General features: G+C 70.9%; 28 protein-coding genes, 1 tRNA gene and 1 pseudogene. 10 read left to right on the top strand and 20 right to left on the bottom strand.

Annotated features, from left to right (window positions below; all coding sequences use genetic code 11):
• Positions 1-252 precede the first annotated feature (252 nt).
• From E1281_RS18390 to E1281_RS18425, 8 genes are all read right to left on the bottom strand, one after another.
• Complete coding sequence (locus E1281_RS18390) at positions 253-2,193, bottom strand: DUF3987 domain-containing protein (protein WP_131879799.1); 1,941 nt, start codon at positions 2,191-2,193, stop codon at positions 253-255.
• Between the two features lie 2 nt (positions 2,194-2,195).
• Positions 2,196-2,813 carry a bifunctional DNA primase/polymerase gene (locus E1281_RS18395; RefSeq protein ID WP_131879801.1) on the bottom strand — a complete coding sequence of 206 codons (618 nt, stop codon included), beginning with the start codon at positions 2,811-2,813 and terminating at the stop codon, positions 2,196-2,198.
• A gap of 85 nt (positions 2,814-2,898) precedes the next feature.
• Positions 2,899-3,279, bottom strand: coding sequence for a hypothetical protein (locus tag E1281_RS18400; protein WP_131879803.1), 381 nt, complete (start codon positions 3,277-3,279; stop codon positions 2,899-2,901).
• Complete coding sequence (locus tag E1281_RS18405) at positions 3,276-3,533, bottom strand: hypothetical protein (protein WP_131879805.1); 258 nt, start codon at positions 3,531-3,533, stop codon at positions 3,276-3,278. Before E1281_RS18405 ends, E1281_RS18400 begins: the two co-directional genes overlap by 4 nt.
• Positions 3,530-4,462, bottom strand: a complete 933-nt coding sequence (locus tag E1281_RS18410; protein WP_207943344.1) for a hypothetical protein — start codon at positions 4,460-4,462, stop codon at positions 3,530-3,532. The genes E1281_RS18405 and E1281_RS18410 overlap by 4 nt, the downstream gene beginning before the upstream one ends.
• Entirely contained in the window at positions 4,455-4,817 is a 363-nt protein-coding gene (locus E1281_RS18415; RefSeq protein WP_131879807.1) for a hypothetical protein, read from the bottom strand. Before E1281_RS18415 ends, E1281_RS18410 begins: the two co-directional genes overlap by 8 nt.
• A complete protein-coding gene (locus tag E1281_RS18420) occupies positions 4,814-5,170 on the bottom strand; it encodes a hypothetical protein (protein WP_131879809.1) in 357 nt (118 codons plus the stop codon). Before E1281_RS18420 ends, E1281_RS18415 begins: the two co-directional genes overlap by 4 nt.
• A 2-nt stretch (positions 5,171-5,172) precedes the next feature.
• Positions 5,173-5,508, bottom strand: coding sequence for a helix-turn-helix domain-containing protein (locus E1281_RS18425; RefSeq protein WP_207943345.1), 336 nt, complete (start codon positions 5,506-5,508; stop codon positions 5,173-5,175).
• A 598-nt stretch (positions 5,509-6,106) separates the two neighbouring features.
• Between E1281_RS18425 and E1281_RS18430 the strand changes: the two genes are divergently transcribed.
• Complete coding sequence (locus E1281_RS18430; RefSeq protein ID WP_131879811.1) at positions 6,107-6,820, top strand: transcriptional regulator; 714 nt, start codon at positions 6,107-6,109, stop codon at positions 6,818-6,820.
• Positions 6,820-8,337: a tyrosine-type recombinase/integrase gene (locus tag E1281_RS18435; protein WP_131879812.1), complete on the top strand. Its 1,518-nt coding sequence runs from the start codon at positions 6,820-6,822 to the stop codon at positions 8,335-8,337. The genes E1281_RS18430 and E1281_RS18435 overlap by 1 nt, the downstream gene beginning before the upstream one ends.
• Positions 8,338-8,344: 7 nt before the next feature.
• On the opposite strand, the gene E1281_RS18440 is transcribed toward E1281_RS18435, so the two are convergent.
• The 7 genes from E1281_RS18440 to galU form a co-directional block, all read right to left on the bottom strand.
• Positions 8,345-8,418: transfer RNA gene (locus E1281_RS18440), tRNA-Ala, on the bottom strand.
• Between the two features lie 47 nt (positions 8,419-8,465).
• Positions 8,466-9,017, bottom strand: a complete 552-nt coding sequence (locus E1281_RS18445; RefSeq protein WP_131879814.1) for a hypothetical protein — start codon at positions 9,015-9,017, stop codon at positions 8,466-8,468.
• A gap of 213 nt (positions 9,018-9,230) precedes the next feature.
• Positions 9,231-9,860, bottom strand: a complete 630-nt coding sequence (locus E1281_RS18450; RefSeq protein WP_165958992.1) for a GNAT family protein — start codon at positions 9,858-9,860, stop codon at positions 9,231-9,233.
• Positions 9,861-9,968: 108 nt separating this feature from the next.
• Positions 9,969-10,436, bottom strand: a complete 468-nt coding sequence (locus tag E1281_RS18455; protein WP_243717088.1) for a MogA/MoaB family molybdenum cofactor biosynthesis protein — start codon at positions 10,434-10,436, stop codon at positions 9,969-9,971.
• Positions 10,437-10,444: 8 nt separating this feature from the next.
• Complete coding sequence (gene moaC, locus E1281_RS18460) at positions 10,445-10,870, bottom strand: cyclic pyranopterin monophosphate synthase MoaC (protein WP_131879844.1); 426 nt, start codon at positions 10,868-10,870, stop codon at positions 10,445-10,447.
• A 44-nt stretch (positions 10,871-10,914) separates the two neighbouring features.
• Complete coding sequence (gene glp / locus E1281_RS18465) at positions 10,915-12,123, bottom strand: gephyrin-like molybdotransferase Glp (RefSeq protein ID WP_131879848.1); 1,209 nt, start codon at positions 12,121-12,123, stop codon at positions 10,915-10,917.
• Between the two features lie 26 nt (positions 12,124-12,149).
• Positions 12,150-13,085 carry a UTP--glucose-1-phosphate uridylyltransferase GalU gene (gene galU, locus E1281_RS18470; protein WP_131879816.1) on the bottom strand — a complete coding sequence of 312 codons (936 nt, stop codon included), beginning with the start codon at positions 13,083-13,085 and terminating at the stop codon, positions 12,150-12,152.
• A gap of 33 nt (positions 13,086-13,118) precedes the next feature.
• Between galU and E1281_RS18475 the strand changes: the two genes are divergently transcribed.
• From E1281_RS18475 to E1281_RS42825, 4 genes and pseudogenes are all read left to right on the top strand, one after another.
• Positions 13,119-13,700 carry a 5-formyltetrahydrofolate cyclo-ligase gene (locus tag E1281_RS18475; RefSeq protein WP_131879818.1) on the top strand — a complete coding sequence of 194 codons (582 nt, stop codon included), beginning with the start codon at positions 13,119-13,121 and terminating at the stop codon, positions 13,698-13,700.
• Between the two features lie 60 nt (positions 13,701-13,760).
• Positions 13,761-14,750, top strand: coding sequence for an NAD(P)-dependent oxidoreductase (locus E1281_RS18480; protein WP_131879820.1), 990 nt, complete (start codon positions 13,761-13,763; stop codon positions 14,748-14,750).
• A gap of 103 nt (positions 14,751-14,853) precedes the next feature.
• The gene (locus E1281_RS18485; protein ID WP_131879822.1) at positions 14,854-16,338 is read left to right on the top strand and encodes a potassium/proton antiporter; all 1,485 of its coding nucleotides are present in this window, start codon (positions 14,854-14,856) and stop codon (positions 16,336-16,338) included.
• A 159-nt stretch (positions 16,339-16,497) separates the two neighbouring features.
• Positions 16,498-16,638, top strand: a pseudogene (locus tag E1281_RS42825) (FmdB family zinc ribbon protein); the annotation flags it as partial.
• Positions 16,639-16,652: 14 nt separating this feature from the next.
• On the opposite strand, the gene E1281_RS42830 reads toward E1281_RS42825, so the two are convergent.
• Positions 16,653-16,955: a hypothetical protein gene (locus tag E1281_RS42830; protein ID WP_347813293.1), complete on the bottom strand. Its 303-nt coding sequence runs from the start codon at positions 16,953-16,955 to the stop codon at positions 16,653-16,655.
• A 349-nt stretch (positions 16,956-17,304) separates the two neighbouring features.
• Here E1281_RS42830 and E1281_RS18495 point away from each other — a divergent pair, with 349 nt between their 5' ends.
• The 3 genes from E1281_RS18495 (at position 17,305) to E1281_RS18505 (ending at position 21,074) form a co-directional block, all read left to right on the top strand.
• Positions 17,305-19,437, top strand: coding sequence for an MMPL family transporter (locus E1281_RS18495; protein WP_131879826.1), 2,133 nt, complete (start codon positions 17,305-17,307; stop codon positions 19,435-19,437).
• A gap of 195 nt (positions 19,438-19,632) precedes the next feature.
• Entirely contained in the window at positions 19,633-20,463 is an 831-nt protein-coding gene (locus E1281_RS18500) for an S-methyl-5'-thioadenosine phosphorylase (RefSeq protein ID WP_131879828.1), read from the top strand.
• Entirely contained in the window at positions 20,460-21,074 is a 615-nt protein-coding gene (locus E1281_RS18505; RefSeq protein WP_243717090.1) for an SAF domain-containing protein, read from the top strand. The genes E1281_RS18500 and E1281_RS18505 overlap by 4 nt, the downstream gene beginning before the upstream one ends.
• A 174-nt stretch (positions 21,075-21,248) precedes the next feature.
• On the opposite strand, the gene E1281_RS18510 is transcribed toward E1281_RS18505, so the two are convergent.
• The 3 genes from E1281_RS18510 to E1281_RS18520 all read right to left on the bottom strand — a co-directional run bounded on the left by E1281_RS18510 (position 21,249) and on the right by E1281_RS18520 (position 22,460).
• Positions 21,249-21,587 carry a nucleotide disphospho-sugar-binding domain-containing protein gene (locus E1281_RS18510; protein ID WP_131879830.1) on the bottom strand — a complete coding sequence of 113 codons (339 nt, stop codon included), beginning with the start codon at positions 21,585-21,587 and terminating at the stop codon, positions 21,249-21,251.
• A gap of 66 nt (positions 21,588-21,653) precedes the next feature.
• Positions 21,654-21,971, bottom strand: a complete 318-nt coding sequence (locus tag E1281_RS18515; RefSeq protein WP_131879832.1) for a hypothetical protein — start codon at positions 21,969-21,971, stop codon at positions 21,654-21,656.
• A gap of 3 nt (positions 21,972-21,974) precedes the next feature.
• On the bottom strand, positions 21,975-22,460 hold the full coding sequence (locus E1281_RS18520; RefSeq protein WP_165958993.1) for a TetR/AcrR family transcriptional regulator: 486 nt from the start codon (positions 22,458-22,460) through the stop codon (positions 21,975-21,977).
• A gap of 193 nt (positions 22,461-22,653) precedes the next feature.
• Here E1281_RS18520 and E1281_RS18525 point away from each other — a divergent pair, with 193 nt between their 5' ends.
• The gene (locus E1281_RS18525) at positions 22,654-23,070 is read left to right on the top strand and encodes an MscL family protein (protein WP_131879836.1); all 417 of its coding nucleotides are present in this window, start codon (positions 22,654-22,656) and stop codon (positions 23,068-23,070) included.
• Positions 23,071-23,354: 284 nt separating this feature from the next.
• Here E1281_RS18525 and E1281_RS18530 read toward each other — a convergent pair whose 3' ends face one another.
• Positions 23,355-24,389, bottom strand: coding sequence for a D-alanyl-D-alanine carboxypeptidase family protein (locus E1281_RS18530; protein WP_131879838.1), 1,035 nt, complete (start codon positions 24,387-24,389; stop codon positions 23,355-23,357).
• Between the last annotated feature and the right edge of the window lie 341 nt (positions 24,390-24,730).

Below are 24,730 nucleotides of genomic sequence, written 5' to 3' on the forward strand. Positions count from 1 at the left end.
CGGGGTTTTTGGGGTTTTGGGGATGGGGGGTAAGGCGAATACGCCTTTCCACGGGTCCGGAGGGCCCCGAATCCTCCCCTTAGTTACGAGACGATTACAGTAAGTAACTAGGTAATCTGAGATAAACCTTTTAGAGAGGGACATCCCCAAAATCCCCAGAACCCTCCGGGTGCAGGTCGGGGGCCGTTTGTCCTGGGAATGGCGGACATCCCCGCCCCCGTTCTGGGCGGACCCCAAAGTCTCCCCAGAGCCTCACGGCCCCTCCAGGAGGCTTGGATGCGGGATGAAGACGCCGCCTTTGGCGCGCCTCTTCCCGTCACTCATGGTCCGCTCAACGCTCGTGAGCCATCCCGCCTCGGCGAGAGTCACCAGCGCGTCACGGACGTCATCGGTGCGGTCGCACCACGCCTGTCCCCGCAGCGCCTGCCACGCCTCCCGGACGGTGAACTCGGGCTTGCCGGTGCGGCGGATCCACCGCAGGACACGCTCGGCACCGAGGTTGTGGTCGGTGCCGCGCCACCCGCCGTACACGGCCACCGCGTGCAGCAGTGACCACTCCCCGATCTGGACGGCGCCGTGCATCGTGTCAAGGGACACGGGCATGGAGGTGGACGCACCGGCCGCGAGATGGAGGAGGCCGGCGATGCGCAGGACGCGCCCGGCGAGCTTGCCCGCCCAGTCCGTCATGAACGCCAGGTCGCCGGTCTCGGCGTGCAGCCTCGGCTCCAGGACGGCGCGGAACCCGCGGTGCAGCTCCAGCGCGTCCCGGTCGAGTTGCAGGACCCGCAGGGCGCTGTCGTCCCCGCACACGGGGAGTGAGGCGATACCGGCCAGCAGCCGATGCCATCCAGCGGCGGTATGTGCGGGCATCTCCGGGGCGTCCACCGACCGTGCCCCGACCGTGTCGACCGGCACGCAGTAGGTGAACCGGCCCATCAGCCCGCGCTCGCGCAGGGCGGGTGTCTGGGTCGTCTCGGCCAGGACGTGCGGCTGGACGGCGAGGCCGAGGACGACGGCGGGCCGGTCGATGGTGACCGGATCACGCCCCACCCGGTCGGCGCGGTAGGCGTCCCCGTCGTAGGACTTCAGCGCCAGGTCGAGTTGGGGCGTGCCCTGCTGGTATCGCCCGCTGATGGAGGCGAACACGCCGCCCTCCGCGCTGATGATCCCGACATGGCCCGCGTTGTTCTGCAGCGCGATGCCGAGGGCCTCCGGCGTGATGTCGTCGACCAGCAGGCGCGGCGGCGTCCCGACGGTCAGTTCGTCGATCTCGGCGGCGACCTCGTCCAGCTCGGCCTGGAGGTTGTCGCGCTCATGCTTGGCCTCCGCCTTGGCCGCCTTGCTGATGAGCGCGTCCTTGCGCTTCAGTGCCACGGCGAGACGCTCCTCGGTGCCCTTGTTGTCCTCGGCGTACCGGTCGCGGGCGTCCCGCTCGATCGCGTACAGCGGCCGCGCGGCTGCCGAGACGACGGCGGACTTGCGGGACGCCGGTGGCAGCGCGGTGATCCCCCAGAAGACGAGGGGTTCGACCCAGCCGGACCCGCCGGAGATCCACGCCCGGTTGGCGGCCACGACCGACAGGGCCGACAGGGCCGTCATCGCGGGCATGTCGACGGGGGTCTGGGTGTTGGCGGCCAGGGCGGTCACGAACTCCCGCACCGGACCGGGGAGCACCTCGACGGGGAACGGACCGGGTGGGTCGCCGTCGTCGCCGAGCGGCTCGGGCTCGGTCCAGGACGCTGCGGCCTGCTCGTGGTTCTCATAGACGCCGTGCAGGATCCGCTCACGCGGGGCGGTGCGCGGGTTCAGGCGCCCCTTGGACAGCCCCGAGTTGATGGTCTTGCCGATCTCCTTGTCGTCGAGCCCGGCGGCGCGTGCGGCGTCGGTAAGAGCCGAGACCACCGTGTTCTCGTCCAACTCTCCACCGGCCACGAGCTGCCCGAGGCTGAACGCGGCCTTGTTCAGCGCATGGTTGCGGGTGCCCTCGGGGGCCGCGCGGAGGGCGTCGAGTTCCCGGTCCAGAGCGGCGGCCGCGTATCCGGCGGCGCGGTCCCCACCCCCTGCCGACCCGGACGGCGCCGAGGGGGCGTCGAACGGGTCGGCGGGCGAGTCGAACGGATCGGGCCCCGCGCCCTCCGGGGCCTCCTCCGACTTCTGCCTGTACGCCTTGACGGCGTCGATGAAGCTCGCCATTCTCAGGCGGCCTTCACACCGAGCGCGGCGAGGTCGAGGGGACGGGCCCACGTGTAGCGGACCCCGTTCGGTCCGATGGACGGCGGCGCGACGACGTAGCCGCCGAGCCCCCGGTAGTCGATCCCGGGCAGGATCCCGGACGTGTTGCCGTCGCCGGTCGAACGGACGTACAGGTGATCACCGCACCTGGGCGTGATGACCTTCCCGATCACCTCGGGGACGAGGCCGGCGTCGCGCAGGTCCAGCACGGACAGCGGCCCGTGCGGCGGGTCGATGTCGATGACGTCGAACCCGTGCCCGGTCGGCAGGCCGATGTTCGCTTCCGGGGTGGCGGTCCACCAGGCGCGGACCTGCGCCAGGTCGGTGGTGGCGTCCTTGAACCCGTGAGTGCCGGGGAGGGGCGCCTTACCCTGGGGCCGGCACGGGAACACCGCGATGCCGCTGGCGGCGTACCACTCCGCCGCGCCCCCCAGCGCACCGGGGCGGGTGAGCCGCGCCTCGCGGGCGGCGTCATGGGTGTCGACCTCGGCGAGGAACGCGTCGATCTTGTCCTGGTCGCCGTCGGCCAGGATCTTGTTCCAGCGGGCGAGCAGCTCGTCGTCGCTGGGCTCGATTGCCATTGGATGTACCCCCTGGGATGGTGCTGTGGATGACCGGCGGGCCGGGCCGGAGGCGAATTGGGGTCGCCTCCGGCCCGGTCACCCGTCAGAAAGGCGCGTTCTGCTTGCGGGCCAGGAAGTCCCGCGCGACCTGCTTGTCCTGCTCGGTCGGGTCGGCCAGCAGCCACGGGGCGCTCTGGCCGGGCTTGGCGGTGCCGCGGCCGAGACGACCGAGGACCATTCGGCCGCTGCCGATCTTCGGGCGGAGCTGCCCCATGAGGGCTTTCTGGAAGACCTTCACGTCGGTGTGCTCGTCACCGGCACCGTCACCGTCGAGGACCGCGATGGTGGTGGTCACGGCGTCGGCCGGGCCGTACGCCGTCGGGATCTCCTGCTCGTGCGCGGTCGGGGTGAGCAGGAGGAGCTGTCCCTCGAACTCGGTGATCTTCACTCCGCCGGAGGCGGGGGCGTCGAACTGGTCCGTCACTGGCTTGACCTTTCGTTCTGGCACACATCTGTCGTGCACTGGTGTGAGCGGTGCAGCGGGTTGCCGCGCCGCCGGGGGATGTCCAGGGACATCCATCCGAGCCGCGGGTTCTTCTCCCAGATCGGCCCGGGGTCTAGGGGTGCGAACACGCTGAGCGGGTCGGCATCGATGACGCCGGTCAGCGCGACTCGCACGTCGCGTTCGTGGACGGTCAGGACGGGCGCGCCGCAGCGGCGGCACGGCCGGGGTCTCATCGCGCGCCGCCGGTCAGCTCGGCCTTGCGTGCGGCGGCGAGGGCGGTCAGATCGTCGGTCCAGCCGGCCTGGTGGCGGCCCCACACGGCCATCAGGTCGTCGATGGTGGACGCGGCGGCGATCTCGGCGGGCACGTCGGTCAGCGGGGCGAACAGCCCCTTGCGCTTGCGCCACTGCCACACCTGGTTGGCGACTTGGACGGCTTCCCATCCGGTCGCGATGTCCACCCAGTGGAGTTCACAGCGTCCCTGCCCGGCGGGCAGGTGGATGACGATCGCGCGGTCCTGGTCGACGTCCAGCGGCGTCCGCTCGTGGGTGACCGGGTCGTAGAACATCGACCGGGAGTAGACCGCCAATTGCATGGCGATCTTCAGGGCGCCGTACTCGATGCTCCCCGTCTTGAGATCGGCGATGTAGCTGCGGCCCTGGTAGCGGACAATCCGGTCGGGGGTGCCGCCGATCTTCAGCTCGTCCAGGACGACGAACCGCTCGATCTCGATGACCTCCAACACACTGGTGGCGCGGGTGTAGGCGTCGAGGTCGGCGCGGTACGCCTCGGGAACCGGGCCAAGGGGTTCACCGCGGTCGCAGGTGTCCGTGAACTTGTGGAGGCCGGTACCGATCTTGGCCTGGGCGTGGGCCTGGGCGGCTTCCATCGACTGATCGACGATTCGGTTCATCTCGTTCCGGTCGTCGCGGTGTGCTCCAGTCGCGAGAACCAAGTCCGGGCGGTTCGCCATGCCGAGGGCAACCATCCGCATCTGTCGACGCTGGAGGAGGTACATGTCCTCCAGGACGCTCACGTGCGTCGTGCATCGCCGGTAAGCCTCGGGCTTGCCGCCCTCGGGCGGGACGACGAGGGGGCGGCCGAACCGGTCCCGCTGAACGTCCTCAGTGCCCTGGCTGGGGGTGTCGAATGGGTCAGCCACCGGACACCTCCGTATTGCCGATGCCGAGGGCGTCGGCGAGGAGGCGCGCGAACGTGGCGCCGCTCATCGACACGTACCAGTCAGCGGGCGAGCCCTTCCCCCTGCGTTTGTGCCAGACAACCCCGTAGGCGGCCCCGTCGTTCTCGGTCTCGCGGGCCGTCTCGTCGAGCCACGCGGCCAGCTCGGTGCGGGCCTGGTCCTTCACCTCCACGACGGTGCCGACGACGCCGGCGACGTCGCCGCGGTCCAGCACGCCGTTCAGGGCGCGGCGCTCGGCGTGCGGCCATCCCTGCGTGCGCAGGTAGTTCACGACGGCGGTCTCGGCGGCGGTGCCCTTGCGCTTGGCCGCGCTCATGCTGACCTCCGCTTCGGCTGGCGGGCGCGCAGGGCGGTCACGGCGGTGCCGCCGACCTTGGCGGCGGGGCGGCGCCGGGGCGCGGCGGCACGCTGCTCGGCGCCGGTCGCCTTCACCTCGTGCTGCTTGACGAGAGCGAGGAGGTTGTCGTCGGTAAGGGCGACCTTCCCCGCGATCAGGACGAAGTCGATCTCCCGCTTGCGGGCCTTCTCGCGGATCCATGAGGGCGTAACGACGTCCTCGCCGAGGATGTGGGCGGCTTCCTCGGGACTGTGGAGGCGGAGGTTGGCGGGGATCTGGGCAGGTTCGTTGCGCCGCCCGGACGCCCGGACGGCTGTGTCTGCGGTGCCCATGGCTATTCGCCGCGCAGGGAGTCGATGTAGGCGAGGAGCGATTCGCGCGGCACCCGCCGGGACCTCTCGCCGACGATCACCGATTCGATGTCGCCCCTGGCGACGAGGGCCGCGGCGGTCGACTTGGCCACCCGGAGTTCGCGGGCGGTCTCGGAGATCGTGAGAAGCGTCGGCAGCTCGGGTGTGACCGAGACGACCTCGACGTTCACGGCGCCGCCGGCGACCACCGGGATGAGGCTGCCGTCGGAGAACGCGTGCCAGAGACGCCCGAGGTGGTGGGTGGTACCGAGGTGGTGAGGGTCACCGCTGGTGGGGAGAGACTTTGCTCTCTGTTCCACTCGGGACGGTTCCCGAAGGCGCGAATGCATACTAAGGTGGCGCATCGCTGCTCCAAATCATGGCCTGGCAAGGGCTGGTGCGGATGTGGCGATGGGCCTGAAGGCGTCGGTGTCCTACCACCGGCGGGATCCTTCAGGCCCTTTTAAGTTGTGGGTGACGATGTCCCCAGCGGTTCGTATGAGCCCCCGCTAGATCGTCCGCGACGACGTTAGCGGCCCCGGACGGCGTTGGCAAGCCGAGCCGCAACCCTTCCCCACGAGAGACTTGCGTTGTGCGATATTCGACGGCGAGTAACACAGAACCAAGCGACACGAACCGGGCGATTCTGGACAGCGCAAGGTCCACCTGCGGCCGCGGACCTGACGTTAACTTGCGGGAATATGCCATTTCATTCCAGCGGCGACCGCACCGCCACCCCGCCTGTGTGACGTGCGCCATACCTGTGGATAACTACAGACTGTCGTATGACATGGGTTCGTAACGGGCGACACCGGACCGCAACGGACCATGCGAGTAGTTGCGTGCACGCAAGTCCCCAGCTTAGGGTGAGGGCGCGTTACTTCCCCGACGCAACCCGAACCATGAAAGGCCCCCGCAATGCGGGACGATCCACGCCCCACCACAGAACCACTCTCGTTCGCCCGCTGGCTCGCGGACATGTCCCGCGCGCTCGGCTACCCGCGCGAAGCGGACCTCGCTCGTGCCCTCGGACTCCCCCAGAGCACGGTCTCCCGCTGGCGCAAGGGCTCCCGCCCCAGCGTTGAACACCTCGTCCGCCTCAGCCGCGTGCTCAAGACGGAACTCGAACCACTGCTCGTCCTGTCCGGCCACGTGGACGCTGACATCGGTATCGATGTCCTCTCCAGGCCACCGGAACCCCCCAGCTCGCGCACGGAGACGGTCCGCCGGATTGAGGAGGCCGACCTTCCCGAGGATATGAAGGAGATCCTCCGGCAGTACTGGGACAGGCGGCTAGCGGAAGAACGCGGCCGGGTCTACCGGTTCATCACCCAGTTCAGTTCCCCCGAAGACGTCGCCATGGAGGAGATGAAGGGCTGGCTGGCGAGCGCATATGAGACCGAACTCCCACTCCATGTGACGAGCGCTTTCCTCGACCTGCTGAGCGCGCAGGTCGACCAGGAGGGCAGCTACCCCTCGCCAGAGCGGAGACATCTGCTGCGCATCGTGGGGGAACTGTACGAGCGAAGCATGACCCCTGATGAGATCGGCGAGCTTCTCGACGAACCCGCTGATGTGGTGGATGCACTGATCATCGAGGCGCAAGCCCTCGCTGCGGGTAGGAGGCGCTGATGGCCTACGCCGAGAAGCGCGGTACCGGCAGCGGCGCCTACTACATCGCCCGGTTCAGCGACGGGCGCGGCAAGTGGCCGACGGTGAAAAACGCCGCCGGCGACACCGTCCGGTACAAGCGGAAGCGCGACGCGGAGAAGGCTGGCGACGACGCCGAGGCCGAAGTGCGCGGCGGCCGCTGGCACGACCCGAACGCCGGACGTGAGACGTTCGGCCAGTGGGTGAACATCTGGTTCCCCCGGCAGGATCTCGCGCCGCGGACGCTCGGAAACTACCGTTTGACCTTGGAAACGATCTTGTTGCCGACGTTCGAGGATGAGCCGCTCGGCGACATCGACGGCGACCGCGTCCAGGCGTGGGAGCGACAGCTCGCCGCCGACGGTTACAAGCCCGAGTCCATCCGCACATACCGCGGGGTCCTCTCCGTCGTCATGGGCGATGCGGCGGCCGAGGGGAAGATCCAGGTGAACCCTGTGTCCCGGCCGCGCGGCCGGGGCCGGCGCGCGGGGAAGGCCCGGCACCGTGCGGCCGAGAAGCCGGTCGTCTCCCCCACCGGCGCGCTGCTGCTCGCCGAGCGCTGCGCCGTACTCAGCGGACGTGACGACGAGTTCATCCTCGTCGCCACGCTGGCGTGGACGGGCGCGCGGTGGGGTGAGCTGGCCGGGCTGGAACGCCGGTACTTCCGCATGAGCACGATGCGCATCGAGCAGCAGCTCGGCGAACTGGACGACGGCACTTGGCTGCTCGGCCCGCCGAAGGAGGATTCCCGGCGCGACGTCGACCTGCCGCCGTTCCTCGCGGGCCTGTTGTCGCGTCAGGTCGCGGCGACTCAGGCCGCACGCGTGCCGGTGTGCTCGTGCTTCCGCGACGGCCAGGTGGCCGAGACGCACCAGGGTGGGGCGTTCGTGTTCACCGGCCGGACGTCCAGGCGACGGGAGGGAAAGAAGCTCGTCCCCGTGACGGCCGCGCACTGGAGGCGCAGCGGCTTCGAGTCGATGGCGTTCAAGCCGGCGGCCGAGGGATGGTTTCCGAAGAAGGCGCCTCTCCCCCGCCGGCCGGTGCCGATCGAGGCCGACCCGTTCCCCGGCGTGCCGGTCCGCGGACGCAACTATGTCGAGCGCTCCACCGCGTGCTGGGTGCCGATCGCGGACGGGCTGACGCCGCATCTACTGCGGCACACGCACAAGACGTGGATGAATGAGGACCGCATCGACCTGAAGCTCGCCCATGAGCGGCTCGGCCACGAGATGGGCGGGGTGGGCGCACGGTACAGCCATATCACCGACGGGATGCGGGCGGAGCTGCTCGACGCGCTCACGGCGCGGTGGGAGGCGGCGCTCGATGCGCGGCTGGAGCTGTCGGACGGGTCGCCGGTCGCGATCCTGGACGAGCTGATGAAGGCCCGGAGGGCGAGGAAGGAAGGGGGTGACGCCGATGACGATTCCATGATCGTCCCACAGAATTCCCACAGCGGGGTGGTTGTGGGACTGCGTTCCAGGCCCAGAAAGCGGGCCTGACCTTGGGTGGAGCTGAGGGGATTTGAACCCCTGACCCCCTCGATGCGAACGAGGTGCGCTACCGGACTGCGCCACAGCCCCGAGGACTCCGTTAGGTTAGCAAACTCCGGGGGGTGCTCGCGCACCGGTTATTCGCCGACGGCGCGGCGGTCGGCGGCGTACTGGTCGAAGACCTCCTCGGGGGTGGGGAGTTCGATGACCTCGGCCGGTTCGGCGGTTTCGGCGGCGTGGAGGGCCTCGCGGGCTCTGGCGCGGGCGTGGGCGCGGGCCTGGGCGGCGGCCTGGCGGCGGGCGGTGTCCATGCCGACGGCGACGCGGAGCAGGGCCAGGTGGCCGGCCAGGAGGAGGGCCGGGGGCGCGGTGATCCACCAGGGCGCGAGGCCGGACGCGGCGACGGCCGCGGTGGTGAGGAGCAGGGCGGTGAGGCCCGTGGTGCGGCGGCGGCGGCGGGCGATGACGGTGGCGCGGCTCGGCGGGCGGTGCCGCCGGGGCTCCGGGACCTCCTCGGGCTCTTCGGGCTCCTCTGGTTCCTCGTCCTCTTCTTCGAGGAGCGGCTCGTCGGAGCGTTTGTGGAGGAGGCGGGTGAATCCGGTCGCCTCGGTGTCGCGGCGCAGCCACATGGGCACGAGAACGATGGCCCAGACGGCGACGATGGCGAGGTAAAGGACGGCGCTGCTCACTGGGCCCACCTTCCCAGGGCACGCTCGACTCGCGGGCCGACTTTCGGCGCGCGAACGTGCAATGGGAGCAGGGTCACGCCCCGCACGGTACGAGGGGGTGTCAGAGGTTGACGAGCATAAGGGGCGGTGTGTCGCGAGATCGAGTGCGCCGTTACTCTCTGTTTGCCAAGGCTTCTCGATCGCAGGATTCTTACGGGGAAAGGCGCGGCCGGCTCAAGTGCGGCGGGGAAATGCCTGTTTGCGGTCGGCCAGCCAGCGGGCGCGCAGGCCACCGGGGACGTCCTCGACGGTCAGCGCGTAGCAGATGTGGTCCCGCCAGGCTCCGTCGATGTGCAGATGGCGGCGGCGAATTCCCTCTTCACGGAATCCGAGCTTTTCGACGACGCGGCGGCTTGCCGTGTTCTCCGGGCGGATATTCGCTTCCAGGCGGTGGAGGCCCACGGTGAAGAAACAGTGGTCGACGGCGAGGGCGACGGCGGTGGGAATGACGCCGCGGCCGGCGACCTGCTTGTCCACCCAGTAGCCGATCTGGGCGGAACGGGCCGAGCCCCACACGATGGCGCCGATGGTGAGCTGCCCGCAGAATTCGTTCTCGTGGGTGACGACCCAGGGAAGGGCCAGCCCTTGGCGGGCCTCACGGCGCATGGTGTGGATCATGCTGAGGTACGGTCCCAGACCGCTGCGGAACAGCGGGGTTTCGGGGTTGGTGGGTTCCCACGGACGGAGCCAGTCGGCGTTGCGCACCCGCAGGTCGCGCCAGACGGCGGAGTCGCGGTGCCGTAACGGCCGCAGCCCGACAGGACCTTCGGTCAGCGTGGCGGGCCATCCCCGCAAACGTTCCACGGTTCCATGATTCCCTGGTCGGACGTCCGGACGCCATCAATTGTCGCCGAGAAAACGGGCACGCGGGACGTTCGGGGACCGTTGTCACAGGAACCGGCCGCCGCGCGCCTAACCGCTTGGGTGGTCGCCGCCCCGGATCTGGTCGACGGCGTGGGCCAGGACTCCGCCGAGGACGGTCATGCCGTCGCGGACGCCGCCCGTCGAGCCGGGCAGGTTGACGACGAGCGTGCGGCCGGCCACGCCCGCGAGACCGCGGGACAGGATCGCGGCAGGCACCTGCTCGCGTCCCTCCAGCCGAATGGCCTCGGCGATGCCCGGGATCTCCCACTCGATGACCTGCCGGGTCATTTCCGGGGTCTGGTCGGTCGGGGTGAGGCCCGTGCCCCCGGACGTGACGACGGCGTCGTAGCCGGTGGCCACCGCGTCCCGCAGGACGACGGCGACCGGTTCGCCGTCGGGGACGACCACCGGGCCGTCCACCTGGCAGCCGAGGTCTTCGAGCATCTCGACCAGCACCGGGCCGGATCTGTCCGGGTAGACGCCCGCGGCGGCGCGGTTGGAGACGGTGACCGCCATCACCCTGATCATCGGCGCCACTCGCCCTTCTTGCCGCCGGTCTTCTCCTCGACCCGCACGTCGGTGATCACGGCGGCGGGGTCGACGGCCTTGACCATGTCGACGAGGGCGAGCGCGGCGACGCTGACGGACGTCAGGGCCTCCATCTCCACCCCCGTGCGGTCGGCGGTGCGGGTGACCGCGGTGATCGCCACGCCCTCGTCCCGGATCTCCAGGTCGACCGTGACGCCGTGCAGCGCGATCGGGTGGCACAGGGGGACGAGGTCGGGGACGCGCTTGGCCCCCATGATCCCCGCGATGCGGGCGACGGACAGGGCGTCGCCCTTGGGGATGTCGCCGGCGCGCAGAAGGGCGACGCATTCGGGTGAGAGGTGGACGAAGCCCGTGGCCGTCGCGGTGCGGGCGGAGACGTTCTTGGACGACACGTCGACCATGCGGGCGGTACCCGCGTCGTCCAGGTGAGTGAATTCGGGGCCACTCAAGACGGCAACCTCATGACGTCGACGTGGGAACCGGCGGGAAGGGACTCGACGTCCTCCGGAAGCTCGATGAGCGCGTTCGCGGACGCCAGTGAGCCGAGCTGGTGCGAGCCTTGCACTTCGGCCGCGGTGACGGTGTAGGAGCCACGGTCGAACGACAGCTTGCCGCGCAGGAAGTGGCGGAGCCCCGCGGGCGACTTGACGTCTTCGGCGAGGACGGCGCTCACCGTGGGCAGTGGCTCGGACGACAGTCCCTGCATGGCCCGCAGGGCGGGACGCACGAAAACCTGGAACGAGACGTACGCGCTTACGGGGTTGCCCGGGAGCGTGAAGACCGGCGTGCCTTCGAGGAGGCCGAACCCTTGCGGCTTGCCGGGGCGCATGCGGACCTTGTGGAATCCCACCGTCCCCGTGCCTGTCAGTACTTCCTTGACCACGTCCTTGGTGCCCATGGAGACGCCGCCAGTGGTGACGATGGCATCGGCGCGGACGAGCTGGTCTTCGAGCATTTCCAAGACCTTGCCCGGCTCGTCCTCCACGGTGGCCTGGCGGTAACCCACGCCGCCCGCTTCGGCGACGGCCGCGGTGAGCATGTAGGCGTTGGACTCCCAGATCTGGCCGTGCCCCAGGGGGGAGCCGGGCTCGCGCAGTTCGTCCCCCGTGGCGACGACCACGACGCGGGGTCTCGGCCGCACGGTCACCCGGGACCGTCCCACCGCGGCGATCATGCCGATCTGGGGGGCGCCGAGCCGCGTGCCCGCGTCCACGACGACCTGGCCGGCGACGACGTCCTCACCGGCGCGGCGGATGTAGTTGCCTTCGGGCGCGGCGCGCGAGACCCGGACGGTGGCGTTGCCGCCGTCGGTCCACTCGACCGGGATCACCGCGTCGGCGCCGGCCGGGAGCGGCGCGCCCGTCATGATCCGGGCGGTCATGCCCGGCCGGATCGCGGAGACCCCGGAATCGCCCGCGACGATGTCGCCGATGACCGGCAGCGCGACCGGGTCGGCCTCGGTGGCCGCCGCGATGTCGGCCGCGACGACGGCGTAGCCGTCCATCGCGGAGTTGTCGAAGGGCGGCAGCGGCACCGGCGCGGACACGGGCTCGGCGAGCACCGTCCCCTGGGCCTCCAGCAGCGCCATGTCGAGCGGCGGCAGCACCGCGACGCCGCCGAGGATCTCCGTCAGGTGCTCGTCGACCGATCTCATGCCCACGGTCCCAGTGTGGCCTGCCGTCACGGCTGCCCGGGACCGCCCACGCCGTTGGAGGCGTCGTGCTCGCGCACGAACTGGCGCAGCCACGGCATGAACTCCGGCGCCAGGTCGGGGCGTTCCGAAGCGAACTGGACGACCGTCCGCAGGTATTCGAGCTTGTTGCCCGTGTCGTAGCGGCGTCCCCGGAACTTGACCCCGTAGACGCCGCCGCCCTGGCCGGCGGGCGTGTCGGCGAGGGTGCGCAGCGCGTCGGTCAGCTGGATCTCGCCACCGCGTCCCGGCGGGGTCTTCTCCAGGACGTCGAAGACCGCGGGGTCGCAGATGTAGCGGCCGATGATGATCCAGTTGCTCGGCGCCTCCTCGGCGGAGGGCTTCTCGACGAGGTCGGAGACCCGGACGACGTCGTCCTCGTCCGTCGCCTCGATGGCCGCGCACCCGTACGACGAGACCTGGTCGGGCTCGACCTCCATCAGCGCGATCACGCTGCCGCCGTGGCGGTCGCGCACCTCGATCATGCGGTGCAGGAGCTTGTCCCGGGCGTCGATCATGTCGTCGCCGAGCAGCACCGCGAACGGCTCGTTCCCGACGTGCTGGCGGGCGCAGTGCACCGCGTGCCCGAGGCCGCGCGGCTCGCCCTGCCGGACGTAGTGCATGACGGCCAGGTCACTGGACTCGTGGACGGCGTTCAGCCGCTCGTCGTCGCCCTTGGCGCGCAGCGCCTCCTCCAGCTCGTACGCCCGGTCGAAGTGGTCCTCGATGGACCGCTTGCTGCGGCCGGTGATCATCAGGACGTCGCTGAGACCCGCGTCGACCGCCTCCTCGACGACGTACTGGATCGCCGGTTTGTCGACGACGGGCAGCATTTCCTTGGGCGTCGCCTTGGTGGCGGGCAAGAATCGGGTACCGAGACCGGCCGCCGGGACGACCGCCTTGAGCACACGTGAAGTGTCGGCCATGTACAGACCCTAGCCACCTATGAGGACGGCAGCGTGCAGGACATCGTTTCGAAGACCGGCCTACGGGCCGAACTGCTCGGCAGACGTGCGGCGATGCCGCCGGACGAGCGCGCCGCGGCCGCGAGATCCATCCGCGACGCGCTGCTGTCGGTGCCCGAGGTCGAGATGGCGGGGACCATCGCGGCCTACGTCTCGATCAACACCGAACCGGACACGCGCTCGCTGCTGTTCGCCCTGTGGAAGCGCGGGACGTACGTGCTGCTCCCCCGCCTGCTCCCGGACGGCGATCTGGACTGGGCGTCCTACGAGGGCCCGGACTCCCTCGTCCCCGGGGCGCGCGGGTGCCCGGAGCCGTCCGAGCCGCCCCGCGGCCCCGGCGCGGTGGCCAGCGCGGACGTCGTCCTCGCCCCGGCGCTCGCCGTCGACCGGACGGGCGTCCGCCTCGGGCGCGGCGGCGGCTCCTACGACCGGGCGCTCGCCCGGGTCGGCCCGGCGATCCTGACCGTGGCGCTGCTGTACGACTCGGAGCTCCGGGACACCGTCCCCGCCGAGCCCCACGACCAGCGGGTCCGCGCCGTCGCCACCCCGTCCACCGGCCTCCTCCGCCTCCCCTGACCTCTAGAGTCGGGGCATGATCGGGGGCGGTCGCGCGGAGGGTCGAGCGGGAGGTTCGAGATGACGAAGCCGTGGCGGATCCTGTCCCTGCCCCCGATCGCGGAGGAGGTCGTCCGGGGGTTGTTCGAACCGCTCGGTGAGGCCGCGGAGGTCGCGTTCCCGCAGGCCAGGGAGCGCGCCGCCCTGCTCGACGCGGCGGCCGGCGCCGATATCGTGATCGGCGACTTCAGCGGGCAACTGGCGCTGGACGCGGAGGCCGTGGCCGCCGCGCCGCGCCTGGCGTTCGTCCAGATGCCCTCCGTCGGGACGGACAGCATCGACGTCGCCGCGCTGACGGCGGCGGGCGTGCCCGTGGCGAACGCGGCGGGGTTCAACGCGCGCGGCGTCGCCGAGTGGGCGGTGGGCGCGTCGTTCGCCCTGTGCCGCCACCTCGCGATGGCCGACAGGGGCGTCCGGGCGGGCGGGTGGCCACAGCTGGACGTGATCGCCCGGCGGCCCCGGGAGATCCACACGCAGCGCGTCGGCATCGTCGGGTTCGGCGCGATCGGCGCGGAGGCCGCGCGGCTGTTCGCGGCGCTCGGCTGCGCCGTCTCGTACTGGACGAGGCGGCGGCGCCCCGAGGCGGCGGCCAGGTACAGGGAACTCGACGACCTGCTGGCCTCGTCGGACATCCTCGTCCTCGCTCTGCCGCTGACGGACGAGACCCGGGGGCTGATCGGCCCGGAACGCCTCGCCCTGCTGCCGGACAAGGCGTTGCTGGTGAACGTGGCGCGCGGGGGCATCGTGCCGGACGACGCCGTCATCGACGCTCTGGAATCAGGACGCCTGGCGGGGGCGGCACTGGACGTGTTCGACGAAGAGCCCCTTCCGAAGGACCATCCGCTCCGCTCCCATGAGGACGTGCTCCTGTCCCCGCATACGGCGGGCGCGTCCATCCAGTCCCAGCTGAACCTCGTGTCACTCGTGCGCGACAACGTGACCGCGGCCGTCCAGGGGCGCGAGGTGCAGAATGTGGTCAACGGGATGAACCCGCACGTCAGGCGACGATAGCGGGTGCCCTGGGCAAGCCATCCCTGTACCGCAAATGTGCGATCGGCCCGTGAATCTGTAGGATTCCTAAACGATCAACTTTGACGACCCCGAAGGGTGGGATGTGCATCTCGACATCTGGCTACTCCTCGGGGCCACGCTCGTACTCAGCGCCATCATCGCGGTCAGGCTGTCGCACCGGCTCGGCCTGCCGTCGCTGCTGGCGTACATGGGCCTCGGCCTGTTCATCGGCGAGGGCGGCCCCCTCCACATCAACTTCGACGACGTCGAGCTCGCCCATACGCTCGGCTTCGCCGCCCTCGTACTGATCCTCGCTGAGGGCGGCGTCACCACCAACTGGCGGCACGTCCGGCCCACGGTGCCGGTCGCCATCATGGTGTCCACGATCGGCACGCTGATCAGCATCGTCGTGGTGGCCCTGTCCGCCATGTGGCTGATCGACATGGACTGGCGTCCGGCGTTCCTGCTCGGCGCCGTGCTGGCCCCGACCGACGCCGCCGCCGTGTTCTCGGTGCTGCGGCGGCTTCCGCTGCCGTCCCGGCTCTCCGGGATGCTGGAGGCCGAGTCCGGTTTCAACGACGCGCCCGTCGTGATCATCGTGATCGCGCTCAGCACCCACACCGGGGCCCCGAACCTGCCCGAGCTGTTCGGCCTCATGGTGTACGAGCTGGTCGCGGGCGCGGTCATCGGCATCGCCATCGGCTGGCTCGGCGCGCAGGGCCTGCGCCGGCTCGCGCTGCCCGCCTCCGGCCTCTACCCGATCGCGGTGCTGTCGCTGGCCGTCACCGCCTACAGCGCCGCGGCGCTGCTGCACGCCAGCGGGTTCCTCGCCGTGTACGTCGGCGCCGTCGTCCTCGGCAACGCCCGGCTTCCGCACCGTCCCGCCACCCGCGGCTTCGCGGAGGGCATCGCCTGGCTGGCCCAGATCGGGGTCTTCGTAATGCTGGGCCTGCTCGCGTCCCCCAGCGAGCTGCCCGGTCAGATCGTGCCCGCGCTGCTGATCGGGTCCGTGCTGCTGCTGATCGCGCGTCCCCTGTCGATCGTGCTGGCCACGATCGGCTTCAGGCTGTCGTGGGGCGAGAAGATGTTCGCGTCCTGGGCCGGGCTGCGCGGCGCGGTCCCGATCGTCCTCGCGACCATCCCGATGGTGGAGCACGTCGAGGGCGCCGGCCGGATGTTCTCGATCGTCTTCACCATCGTCGTCATCTTCACGCTGCTCCAGGGCCCCACGCTGCCGCTGGCCGCGCGTCTGTGCCGGCTGAAGAGCGACGAGCAGACGCGGGAGCTGGACGTCGAGGCCGCGCCGCTGGAGGAACTGCACGCCGACCTGCTGGAGGTCCGGATCCCGCCCGAGTCAATGCTGAACGGTGTGGAGATCTTCGAGCTGCGGCTGCCGTCCGGGGCTTCCGTCACGCTCGTCGTGCGCAACGGGTCCAGTTTCGTCCCGGAACCCACCACGCCTCTGCAGGCGGGTGACACGCTCCTGGTCGTGACCACCGACGCCGTGCGCGACGCCGCGGAACGCCGGCTGCGCGCGGTCAGCCGGAGGGGCCGGCTCGCCGGCTGGTTCGGCGAGACGGGTACGTGAACGCGCCGCTCCCCCGGCCCGCCGACTCCGGTCTCCGGGCTCCGACCGGCCGGGGAACAGGCCGGGGGCGAATCGTGTTCCAGTGACGGGTACCATTAGCAGTCGTTCAGATGGAGTGCCAGTCCGGGCTCAGCCGGGCTGAGTCAGCGAGGAGGAACCGTGCCGACGTATCAGTACGTTTGCACCGAGTGCGCAGAGCCTCTGGAAGTCGTGCAGAAGTTCAGCGACGACGCGCTGACGGAATGCCCGGCATGCTCCGGGAAGCTGCGGAAGGTCTTCTCCGCGGCGGGGATCATCTTCAAGGGGTCGGGCTTCTACCGCACCGACAGCCGCGGCTCCGGCAAGACCGCGGGCGCCGGCGCCTCGTCGAACGGGTCCTCCTCGAACGGCGACTCGTCCGGCTCGTCTGACTCGTCCAAGTCGGACGCGTCTTCGTCGTCCTCTTCTTCATCGTCGTCTGGCGGCGACTCCTCGTCGTCCTCCAGCACGTCGTCCTCTTCCTCGTCGTCCTCCGAGAAGGTCGCCTGACCGCCTGAGGGCACCTCCGGCCTGCGCCGATCGACCGGGGGATCCGCACAGTCGTCGATCCGGCTGGCGGTTCCTCCGGTTTTCGGCATGCCCGGACTCGTTTTGAGGACCCACCCCGGCCTCCACCTGTCGGGTCGGTCTCCTAGGCGGCGGCTACATCTCGAGACGTATCTACGGGTGCGCCCTTGCCGCGGATGAGGTAGCGCAGGTCCGGCCTGACGCCGGAGGCGCCGCGCACGCCTCCAGGCAACGATTGAGGGGATGAGAGAGGCCCGGCAGGGCCGGTCTCCTCGGACGTTCTCGACGGTCTCCCGGCCCGGAGGCGACAGGCCTGGAGACACCGGAATTTCGCGATAGTACTTGACTTTGTCTCTACTATCGAGACATTCTGGCGAACGCGACATATCTCGTTGCCGGAGTGGCACAGGAGAGGAACCCATGACCGCACAGAGCCCGGCTCCCCCCAGAACATGGGCCCATCGATTGGCCGGACTGATCGCCGGCAGGCGCACCAAGTGGGCCGTCCTGGCCGCGTGGGTCGTCCTGCTGGTCGCCCTCGGGCCGCTGGCCGGCAAACTCGGCGACGTCGAGGAGAACGACGCGGCCGCCTGGCTCCCCTCCGGCGCCGAATCCACCCAGGTCGTCGAGATGGACGAGCAGTTCCGCTCGGAGGAGACGATGCTCGCGGTCGTCGTCTACGAGCGCTCCGGCGGCGTCACGGCCGATGACCGCGCCAAGGCCGCCTCGGACGTCTCCGCCTTCCAGAACCTGCCCGGTGCGCAGAAGGTGCAGGGGCCGATCCCGTCCGAGGACGGCAAGGCACTGCAGACCCTGATCCCCCTCACCGAGGAGGACGTGACCGGCGCGGTCGACGAGGCGCGCGACCTCTCCCAGCGCGGGCCGCCCGGACTGACCGCACACGTCACGGGGCCCGCCGGGCAGGGCGCCGACATGTTCAAGGTGTTCGACAGCCTCGACGGGTTCCTGCTCCTGGCCGCTGGTTCCGTCGTCATCGTCCTGCTGCTCATCATCTACCGGAGCCCGATGCTGTGGTTCGTTCCGGTACTGAGCGCGCTCTTCGCTCTGGGGCTCGCCCAGTCGATGGTGTATCTGCTGGCCAAGTACGCCGACCTCACCGTCAACGGCCAGAGCGCGGGAATCCTGACCGTGCTCGTCTTCGGTGTCGCCACCGACTACGCCCTACTGCTCGTCGCCCGCTACCGGGAGGAGTTGCACCGGCACGAGGACCGGCACGAGGCCATGGCCTACGCGCTGCACCGCGCCGCGCCCGCCATCATCGCGTCCGCCGCCACGGTCGCGGCCGGGCTGCTGTGCCTGATGCTCGCCGAGATGAACTCCACCGCCGGTATGGGGCCCGTCGCCGCCGCGGGCATCCTCATGGCCCTCGGCGCCATGACCACCCTTCTGCCCGCGCTCCTCGTCATCTGCGGCCGCTGGCTGTTCTGGCCGCTGATCCCCCGCTACGACGCCAAGTACCTGGAGCCGGAGGCCTACGACGCCGAGCACGGCATATGGAGCCGGGTGGCCGCTCTGGTCAGCAGGCGCCCGCGCGCGCTCTGGGCCGCCGCCTCGCTCGGCTTGGTCGTCCTCACCCTCGGCCTGGGCACGCTGAAGGCCGACGGCCTCTCGGACGCCGGGCAGTTCACCGAGAAGCCCGACTCGGTCGCGGGCGCCGAGGTCGTCGCCCGTCACTACGCGGACGGATCCGGTTCCCCGGCCGTCGTGATCGGCTCGGCGGCGGCGTCCGACCGATTGGCCGAGGCCGTCCGGGGCACGCCCGGCGTCGCCGAGGTCAGCCGGCCGGTCACGGCGAACGGGCTGGTCAAGTACGAGGCGACGCTGAAGGACCCGGCCGACAGCGAGGCCGCGCGCACGACCATCGACCGGCTGCGGACCGCCGCGCACGGCGTCCCGTCCGCGGACGCCAAGGTCGGCGGCACCACCGCGACGGCGCTGGACACCAAGAACGCCTCCGCGCGCGACAACATGGTGATCATCCCGATCGTGCTGGGCGTGGTGTTCCTGATCCTCATCGCGCTGCTGCGGGCGGTCGTCGCGCCGCTGCTGATGATCGGCACCGTGGTGCTGTCGTTCCTGGCCTCGCTCGGCGCCTGCGCGGTGATCTTCGAGTACGGCTTCGGCTTCGAGGGCACCGACTCCGCCTTCCCGCTGCTCGCGTTCATCTTCCTGGTCGCGCTGGGGGTCGACTACAACATCTTCCTGATGCACCGCGTCCGGGAGGAGTCGCAGAAGCTCGGCACCCGCCGCGGCATCCGGCGGGGGCTCACCGTCACCGGCGGTGTGATCACCTCGGCGGGCCTGGTGCTGGCGGCGACGTTCGCCTCCATGGTCACGCTGCCGCTGGTCTTCATGGTCGAGATGGGCTTCGTGGTCGCGTTCGGCGTGCTGCTCGACACGTTCATCGTCCGGTCCCTGCTGCTTCCGGCCCTGGCGCACGACCTCGGCCGGCGGATCTGGGCGCCGGGACGCCTCGCCAGGCGGGAGCCGGTCGCCGACCCGCCGCCCAAGGTTCCCGAACCGGTCGGCTGACACCCGCGAGGACCCCGGCTCCGGCCGGGGCGGGGAAGGGAAGGGGCCCGGCTCCGGCCGGGCCCCTTCGCCCGGTCGCTTCGCCCGGTCGCTTCGTCCGGTCGCTTCGTCCGGTCGCTTCGTCCGGTCGCGGGGTTATCCACAATCGGCGGACGGTGTTCCGGGCGCCGGGGCGGGCTGGCTAATGTCGGCGCCATGCCGACTCAGCCTTCCGCCGCAGCCCAGCCCGCCGCCGAGATCGGGGTCATCGGCGGCTCCGGGTTCTACTCCTTCCTCCACGACGTCGAGGAGGTGCGGGTCCAGACCCCGTACGGCCCTCCGAGCGATCCCATCGCGATCGGCGAGCTGGCGGGCCGCCGCGTCGCGTTCGTGCCCCGGCACGGCCGCGACCACCGCTTCCCGCCGCACAAGATCCCCTACCGCGCCAACCTGTGGGCGCTGCGCTCGCTCGGCGTCCGGCAGGTGCTGGCGCCGAGCGCGGTCGGCTCCCTCACGCCCGACCACGGCCCCGGCACGCTCGCCATCCCCGACCAGCTCGCCGACCGCACGTCCGGACGCGAGCAGACCTACTACGAGCACGGCGCCGCCGTGCACGTGTCGTTCTCCGACCCGTACTGCCCGGCGGGCCGCCGCGCCGCCGTGGAGTCCGCGCGGACGGCGGGCTGGGACCCCGCCGACCGCGGCACGCTCGTGGTCATCGAGGGCCCGCGCTTCTCCACCCGGGCGGAGTCCCAGTGGTTCGCCTCCCAGGGGTGGACGCTGATCGGGATGACCGGCCACCCCGAGGCCGTCCTGGCTCGCGAGCTCGCGCTCTGCTACACCTCGCTGTGCCTCGTCACCGATCTGGACGCGGGGATCGAGGAGGGCGAGGGCGTCACGATGGAGGAGGTCCTCCGCGTCTTCGGTGAGAACATCGACCGCCTCCGCACCCTCATCGCCGACGTCGTCAAGACGCTGCCCGCCGAACGCGACTGCCCCTGCCCGAACGCCCTGGACGGCATGAAGCTCCCGCTGGAGCTGCCGTGAACGGCCGCTTAGCACGGATGCGGCGGCCGCTGGCGGCGCTGTTCGCCGCGACCGCCGCCGGCCTCGCCCTGATGGCCCTGCGGCCCGGTCCGCCGCCGTCCGTCCGCGTCCTCGCCGCCGCCCGCGACCTGCCCGCCGGGGCGACCCTCACCCGCTCCGACGTACGCCACGTGGACATGCCCCCGGGCACCGCCCCGTCCGGCACCCTCCGCTCCGCCGACGGCCGCGTCCTGGCCACCCCCATGCGCCGGGGCGAGCCGCTCACCGACGCCCGCGTGGTCGGCGACGGCCTCCTCGGCGGCTACGGCCGGGACACGGTGGCCACTCCGATCCGCATAGCGGACGCCGACGCCGTCCGCCTCGTCCGCCCGGGCGACCACATCGACGTCCTGACCACCCCGGAACCTCCCTCCCTGCCCGACATGCCAGTGCCCTCAGGGCAAGCCGGCGCCCGGGTCGTGGCAACGGCGCTCCCGGTGATCACCGTCCCCGCGTCCGGCGAAGCCGACCGCCGGGAGGGTGCCCTGCTGGTCCTGGCGACCACCAGGACACAAGCCCTCGCCCTGGCGGCCACCACCGCTCCCCTCTCCTTGACCATCACCACCCCATGACCCCACCCGTGTCCACGGCGGTAGCCGGGCCCCGAACGCCGCGCCTCCCCGGCGGCCGGTCCGCCCGGCGCCCATCGCCGAGGTCTCCGCCCGCGGTCCGCCGGGCCGGCGCGTGCCGCCCGCGGGGGGCTCGGAGCCGCGGGGGTCGTCCGAGCGGGCCAGGCTCACGCCGCTTCACCTCACGGCCAGGAGGCCCGTGAGCCGCGAAGCGATTCCCTCCGTCCCGGGCGCGGCCTTGATCACCTCGGCGAGACGGCGGGCATTGTCGCGGTAGGCGGTGTCGCCGAGCACGGTGCGGACGGCCCCCGCGATGTCGGGCGGTGTCGCGGCGTCGCCGTCGAGGACGATCCCGGCCCCGAGTTCGGCGACCCGCTGGGCCAGCGCGGGCTGGTCGGCCGCCAGGTTGGGCAGGCAGACCATCGGGACGCCGTGGGTCAGGGCGGCGGAGACGGTGCCGTGGCCCGCATGGGTGATCACGACGGACGCTTCGGGAAGGACGGCGTCGTGCGGCACCTACGGAACCAGCGACACGCAGGGCCGGTCGGGCGTGGAATCGACGGTGAACGGGGCCGGTGGTGATCAGCACACGGTGCCGGCCGTCCGCCATGGCGTCCCGGGTCCGCCGGATGCGGCTGCTCTGGTCCCATGCCTGTCCCGTGGAAAGCTCGCGACCACGAGCGGGCGGTGGTCACCGGCCGCCCACGGCGGCGTCCACCGCGGCTCCCGGGGCGGCTCGAACACCGGTCCCATGAACGCGAACCCGTCCGGAAGGCCACCGTTGTCGGGGTATCCGGCGACGGTGATGTCGTGGCCGCGGACGGCCAGCGTGGCCGCGAGACCGGACACCGGCGTCTGGTTGCCCGCTCCACCCCACGAGACGAACAGGAAACGAGCCATGGGTCATTCCACCCCCAGCACTGAGCTGATCATCATGTGCATGGTGGCCTCGGCCTCCTCGCGGAGCCGCCGCATGTCCCGGCGGAGCGGCTTCCACGTGTAGACGTCGCAGACGCAGACCAGCGCATCGACCACCTGGTCCCGCCGGGCGCCGGCGAACCGCGCCGGCTGCGGCGCCAGCACGGTCTCGACCCGCTCACGGTGCCGCTCGCGGCCGACCCGGACGACCGGCGCCACCGAGGGATCGTGCTCGTCGGCCAAGTTGGCGATCACCACGTCGCCGAACTCCTCGTAGTGGTCGAACCAGGTCCGCACCGCCGCGGCGATGTCACCGGGCTCGGCCTGCTCGAAGGTCACCCGCATCTCGGCGATCACCTCGTCCAGCGCGACCTGGAACAGCCGGGGCTTGGACCCGAACAGCCGCAGCACCGTCTGGACCGTCACCCCCGCCTGCGCCGCGATGTCGTCGAGCCGGATGTCCGACCGCAACCGCAACGGTGGCCCGCTGAACCGTCAACCCCGCACCGCCCGGGGGGGGATCCGCCCCTGTTGTCCGTGTATGAGCACGTCAGGAGTTGTTTGGGCCCGGCTTGGCGTGGCAGCGAGGGATTCATTACGATCCGTAGCCGTTCCTGCGCACCCGTCCAGCGGTGAGGCGCACCCCCGAGACTCCGGAGCCGGCATGAGTGGTTTCAAGAAGTTCCTCCTCCGCGGGAACCTCGTCGAACTCGCGGTCGCGTTCGTGGTCGGAGCCGCGTTCGCCGGCCTCGTCAAGGACTTCGCGACATCGTTCATCACGCCGTTGATCGCGCTCATCGGCGGCGAGCCCGACTACACGGACCTCGTCCTGACGATCAACGGCACCAAGTTCCCCTACGGAATCTTCGTGACCTCGGCGATCGCCTTCCTCATCACCGCGGCGATCGTCTACTTCGTGGTCGTGCTGCCGACGACCAAGCTGATCGAGCGCATGGACCGGGGCCAGGAGGCCACGGAGCGCGAATGCCCGCAGTGCCTCAGCGACATCCCGATCAAGGCCCGCCGCTGCCGCCACTGCACCGCCGAGGTCGTCCCCGCCACCGAGACCCCCGCCGTCTAGAAAGCGCACGAAGGCTCACCGCTCGACCACTGCTCACCGACCTGCCCGTCCCGGGCGACATGTCCGCGCACCCGTTCGAGCAGCGGGAGGTCGTGCTGATCTCGCCGCCCGCGCTGCAGATCCGCGAACCGGTGCCGCCGTCCGCGCTGGACGGCATGCGGCTGGTGCTGCCCGCCCGCGGCACCGCCCGGCGCGCCGAGATCGACGTGCTGCTGCGGCGGATCTCGCCCAGGGCGCCCAAGGCCCGCGCGGTTCCGCCCCCACGGGCTTCGGCGGGGGTGCGGTCAGTACTCGGTCTCGGTGCCGTACTCCCAGTGCCAGGGCTCGAACGGGTTGCTGTAGGCCCACGCCGGGTGGAACCAGCCGTACTTCTCGGCGTTGGCCTCCAGCCAGTTGAACTGGACGGAGCCCGAGGTCTGGATGCCGCCGCACAGGTCGAGGGCCTGGCCCTTGCCGTGGTTGCTGGTCCCGGGGACGGCCGCGAACCCGGGTCTGCTCGCGTAGACCGAGTGCTGCTCCGACAGGCTCCGGTACGCGTCGGTGACGCACATCTCGCGGCCGAACCGGCGCTTGTACGCGGCGTTCAGCTTGTAGAAGCCCAGCGCCGCGTCGGCCCGCAGCTTGTGCCCCTTCTGCGGCAGGGCGCAGAGGTACTTCGCCGGGATCAGCCCGTTGGGGAAGTCCTTGGCCTCGTCGGCGAGGCCCTCGTCGCATTTGAGCTGCAGGCGCTTCAGCTTGCTCACCTCCAGCTTGTCGAGCTTCGTGTTGAGCTGCTTGGTGAGCTGCGCCGACTTGTCCTTCAGCCCGTCCACGTCCTGCTGGAGGCGGGTCTGCTCGACCGCGTTGCGCGACTGCAGCTCCTGCGCGGTCGCGGCGAGCCGCTTCCGCTTCTCCTGCAGATCGTCGGCACGGTCCACGAGCGCCTGCTGGGACCTGGCGAGCAGCGTCACGTCCGCCGTCGAACGCAGCGCCTCGCGCGGATCGCCGTTACCGAAGATCGACATCGACCCGACGGCCCCGCTCGACTGGTAGGAGGTGTTCGCCAGCCTGGCCAGCGGCTCGCGGATCTTGTTCAGCTCGGCCTCGGCCACGGCGAGATCCTTCAGCGTGGTCCGCAGCTTGACCTGCGAGGCGGCCAGATCCTTCTCACGGCTCTTCATCTGCTTCGTGGCCTTCTCCAGCTCGTCACGAGCCTTCGACGCCGCCTGGCGCAACGACTCCAGCGTGTCGGACTCGGCCGCGCCCGCGACGCCTTGCGGTGAGAGCATCGTCATCACCAGGAAGACCGCGGTCAGCGCCGCCGACCGGGGGTTCGGCACGGTGGTTTTCCTCCTGATGCGCAAATGCGGAACAGCGGCAGAACGGTACTACAGGTTTTACGATCACCTGTGCGTAATGGGTTCAGCGACCACGGTGACCGTCCCCATCACGCGGCCCGTCGCGCTCGCCGAGCCGCTCGCACCACCGGCGCATCCACCAGACGTCCTCCCACCCCGGCGGGCACCGCCGCTGCGTCCTGGTCGGCGTCGGCGCCGGCGACGGTTTCGCCCTGCGCGGCGTGCTCGTCGGGACCGGCGCCGGCCTCGGCGGCGCCTTCGTCGCCGCCTGCGGCTCCGGCTCGGGCGGCACGTACTCCCCGTACGTCGGCTCACTCTCGGGG

Source organism: Actinomadura sp. KC345 (assembly GCF_004348515.1).
Lineage (GTDB): Bacteria > Actinomycetota > Actinomycetes > Streptosporangiales > Streptosporangiaceae > Spirillospora.

Bases quoted from the DNA above. Each gene is read 5' to 3' on its own strand.
- galU (WP_131879816.1), bottom strand. From the start codon at position 13,085: ATGGCCGACACTTCACGTGTGCTCAAGGCGGTCGTCCCGGCGGCCGGT.
- E1281_RS18495 (WP_131879826.1), top strand. From the start codon at position 17,305: ATGACCGCACAGAGCCCGGCTCCCCCCAGAACATGGGCCCATCGATTG.
- E1281_RS18430 (WP_131879811.1), top strand. From the start codon at position 6,107: ATGCGGGACGATCCACGCCCCACCACAGAACCACTCTCGTTCGCCCGC.
- E1281_RS18480 (WP_131879820.1), top strand. From the start codon at position 13,761: ATGACGAAGCCGTGGCGGATCCTGTCCCTGCCCCCGATCGCGGAGGAG.
- glp (WP_131879848.1), bottom strand. From the start codon at position 12,123: ATGAGATCGGTCGACGAGCACCTGACGGAGATCCTCGGCGGCGTCGCG.
- E1281_RS18525 (WP_131879836.1), top strand. From the start codon at position 22,654: ATGAGTGGTTTCAAGAAGTTCCTCCTCCGCGGGAACCTCGTCGAACTC.
- E1281_RS18500 (WP_131879828.1), top strand. From the start codon at position 19,633: ATGCCGACTCAGCCTTCCGCCGCAGCCCAGCCCGCCGCCGAGATCGGG.
- E1281_RS18420 (WP_131879809.1), bottom strand. From the start codon at position 5,170: ATGGGCACCGCAGACACAGCCGTCCGGGCGTCCGGGCGGCGCAACGAA.
- E1281_RS18435 (WP_131879812.1), top strand. From the start codon at position 6,820: ATGGCCTACGCCGAGAAGCGCGGTACCGGCAGCGGCGCCTACTACATC.
- E1281_RS18415 (WP_131879807.1), bottom strand. From the start codon at position 4,817: ATGAGCGCGGCCAAGCGCAAGGGCACCGCCGCCGAGACCGCCGTCGTG.
- E1281_RS18395 (WP_131879801.1), bottom strand. From the start codon at position 2,813: ATGGCAATCGAGCCCAGCGACGACGAGCTGCTCGCCCGCTGGAACAAG.
- E1281_RS18405 (WP_131879805.1), bottom strand. From the start codon at position 3,533: ATGAGACCCCGGCCGTGCCGCCGCTGCGGCGCGCCCGTCCTGACCGTC.
- E1281_RS42830 (WP_347813293.1), bottom strand. From the start codon at position 16,955: ATGCCGAAAACCGGAGGAACCGCCAGCCGGATCGACGACTGTGCGGAT.
- E1281_RS18515 (WP_131879832.1), bottom strand. From the start codon at position 21,971: ATGGCTCGTTTCCTGTTCGTCTCGTGGGGTGGAGCGGGCAACCAGACG.
- moaC (WP_131879844.1), bottom strand. From the start codon at position 10,870: ATGGTCGACGTGTCGTCCAAGAACGTCTCCGCCCGCACCGCGACGGCC.
- E1281_RS18455 (WP_243717088.1), bottom strand. From the start codon at position 10,436: ATGGCGGTCACCGTCTCCAACCGCGCCGCCGCGGGCGTCTACCCGGAC.
- E1281_RS18390 (WP_131879799.1), bottom strand. From the start codon at position 2,193: ATGGCGAGCTTCATCGACGCCGTCAAGGCGTACAGGCAGAAGTCGGAG.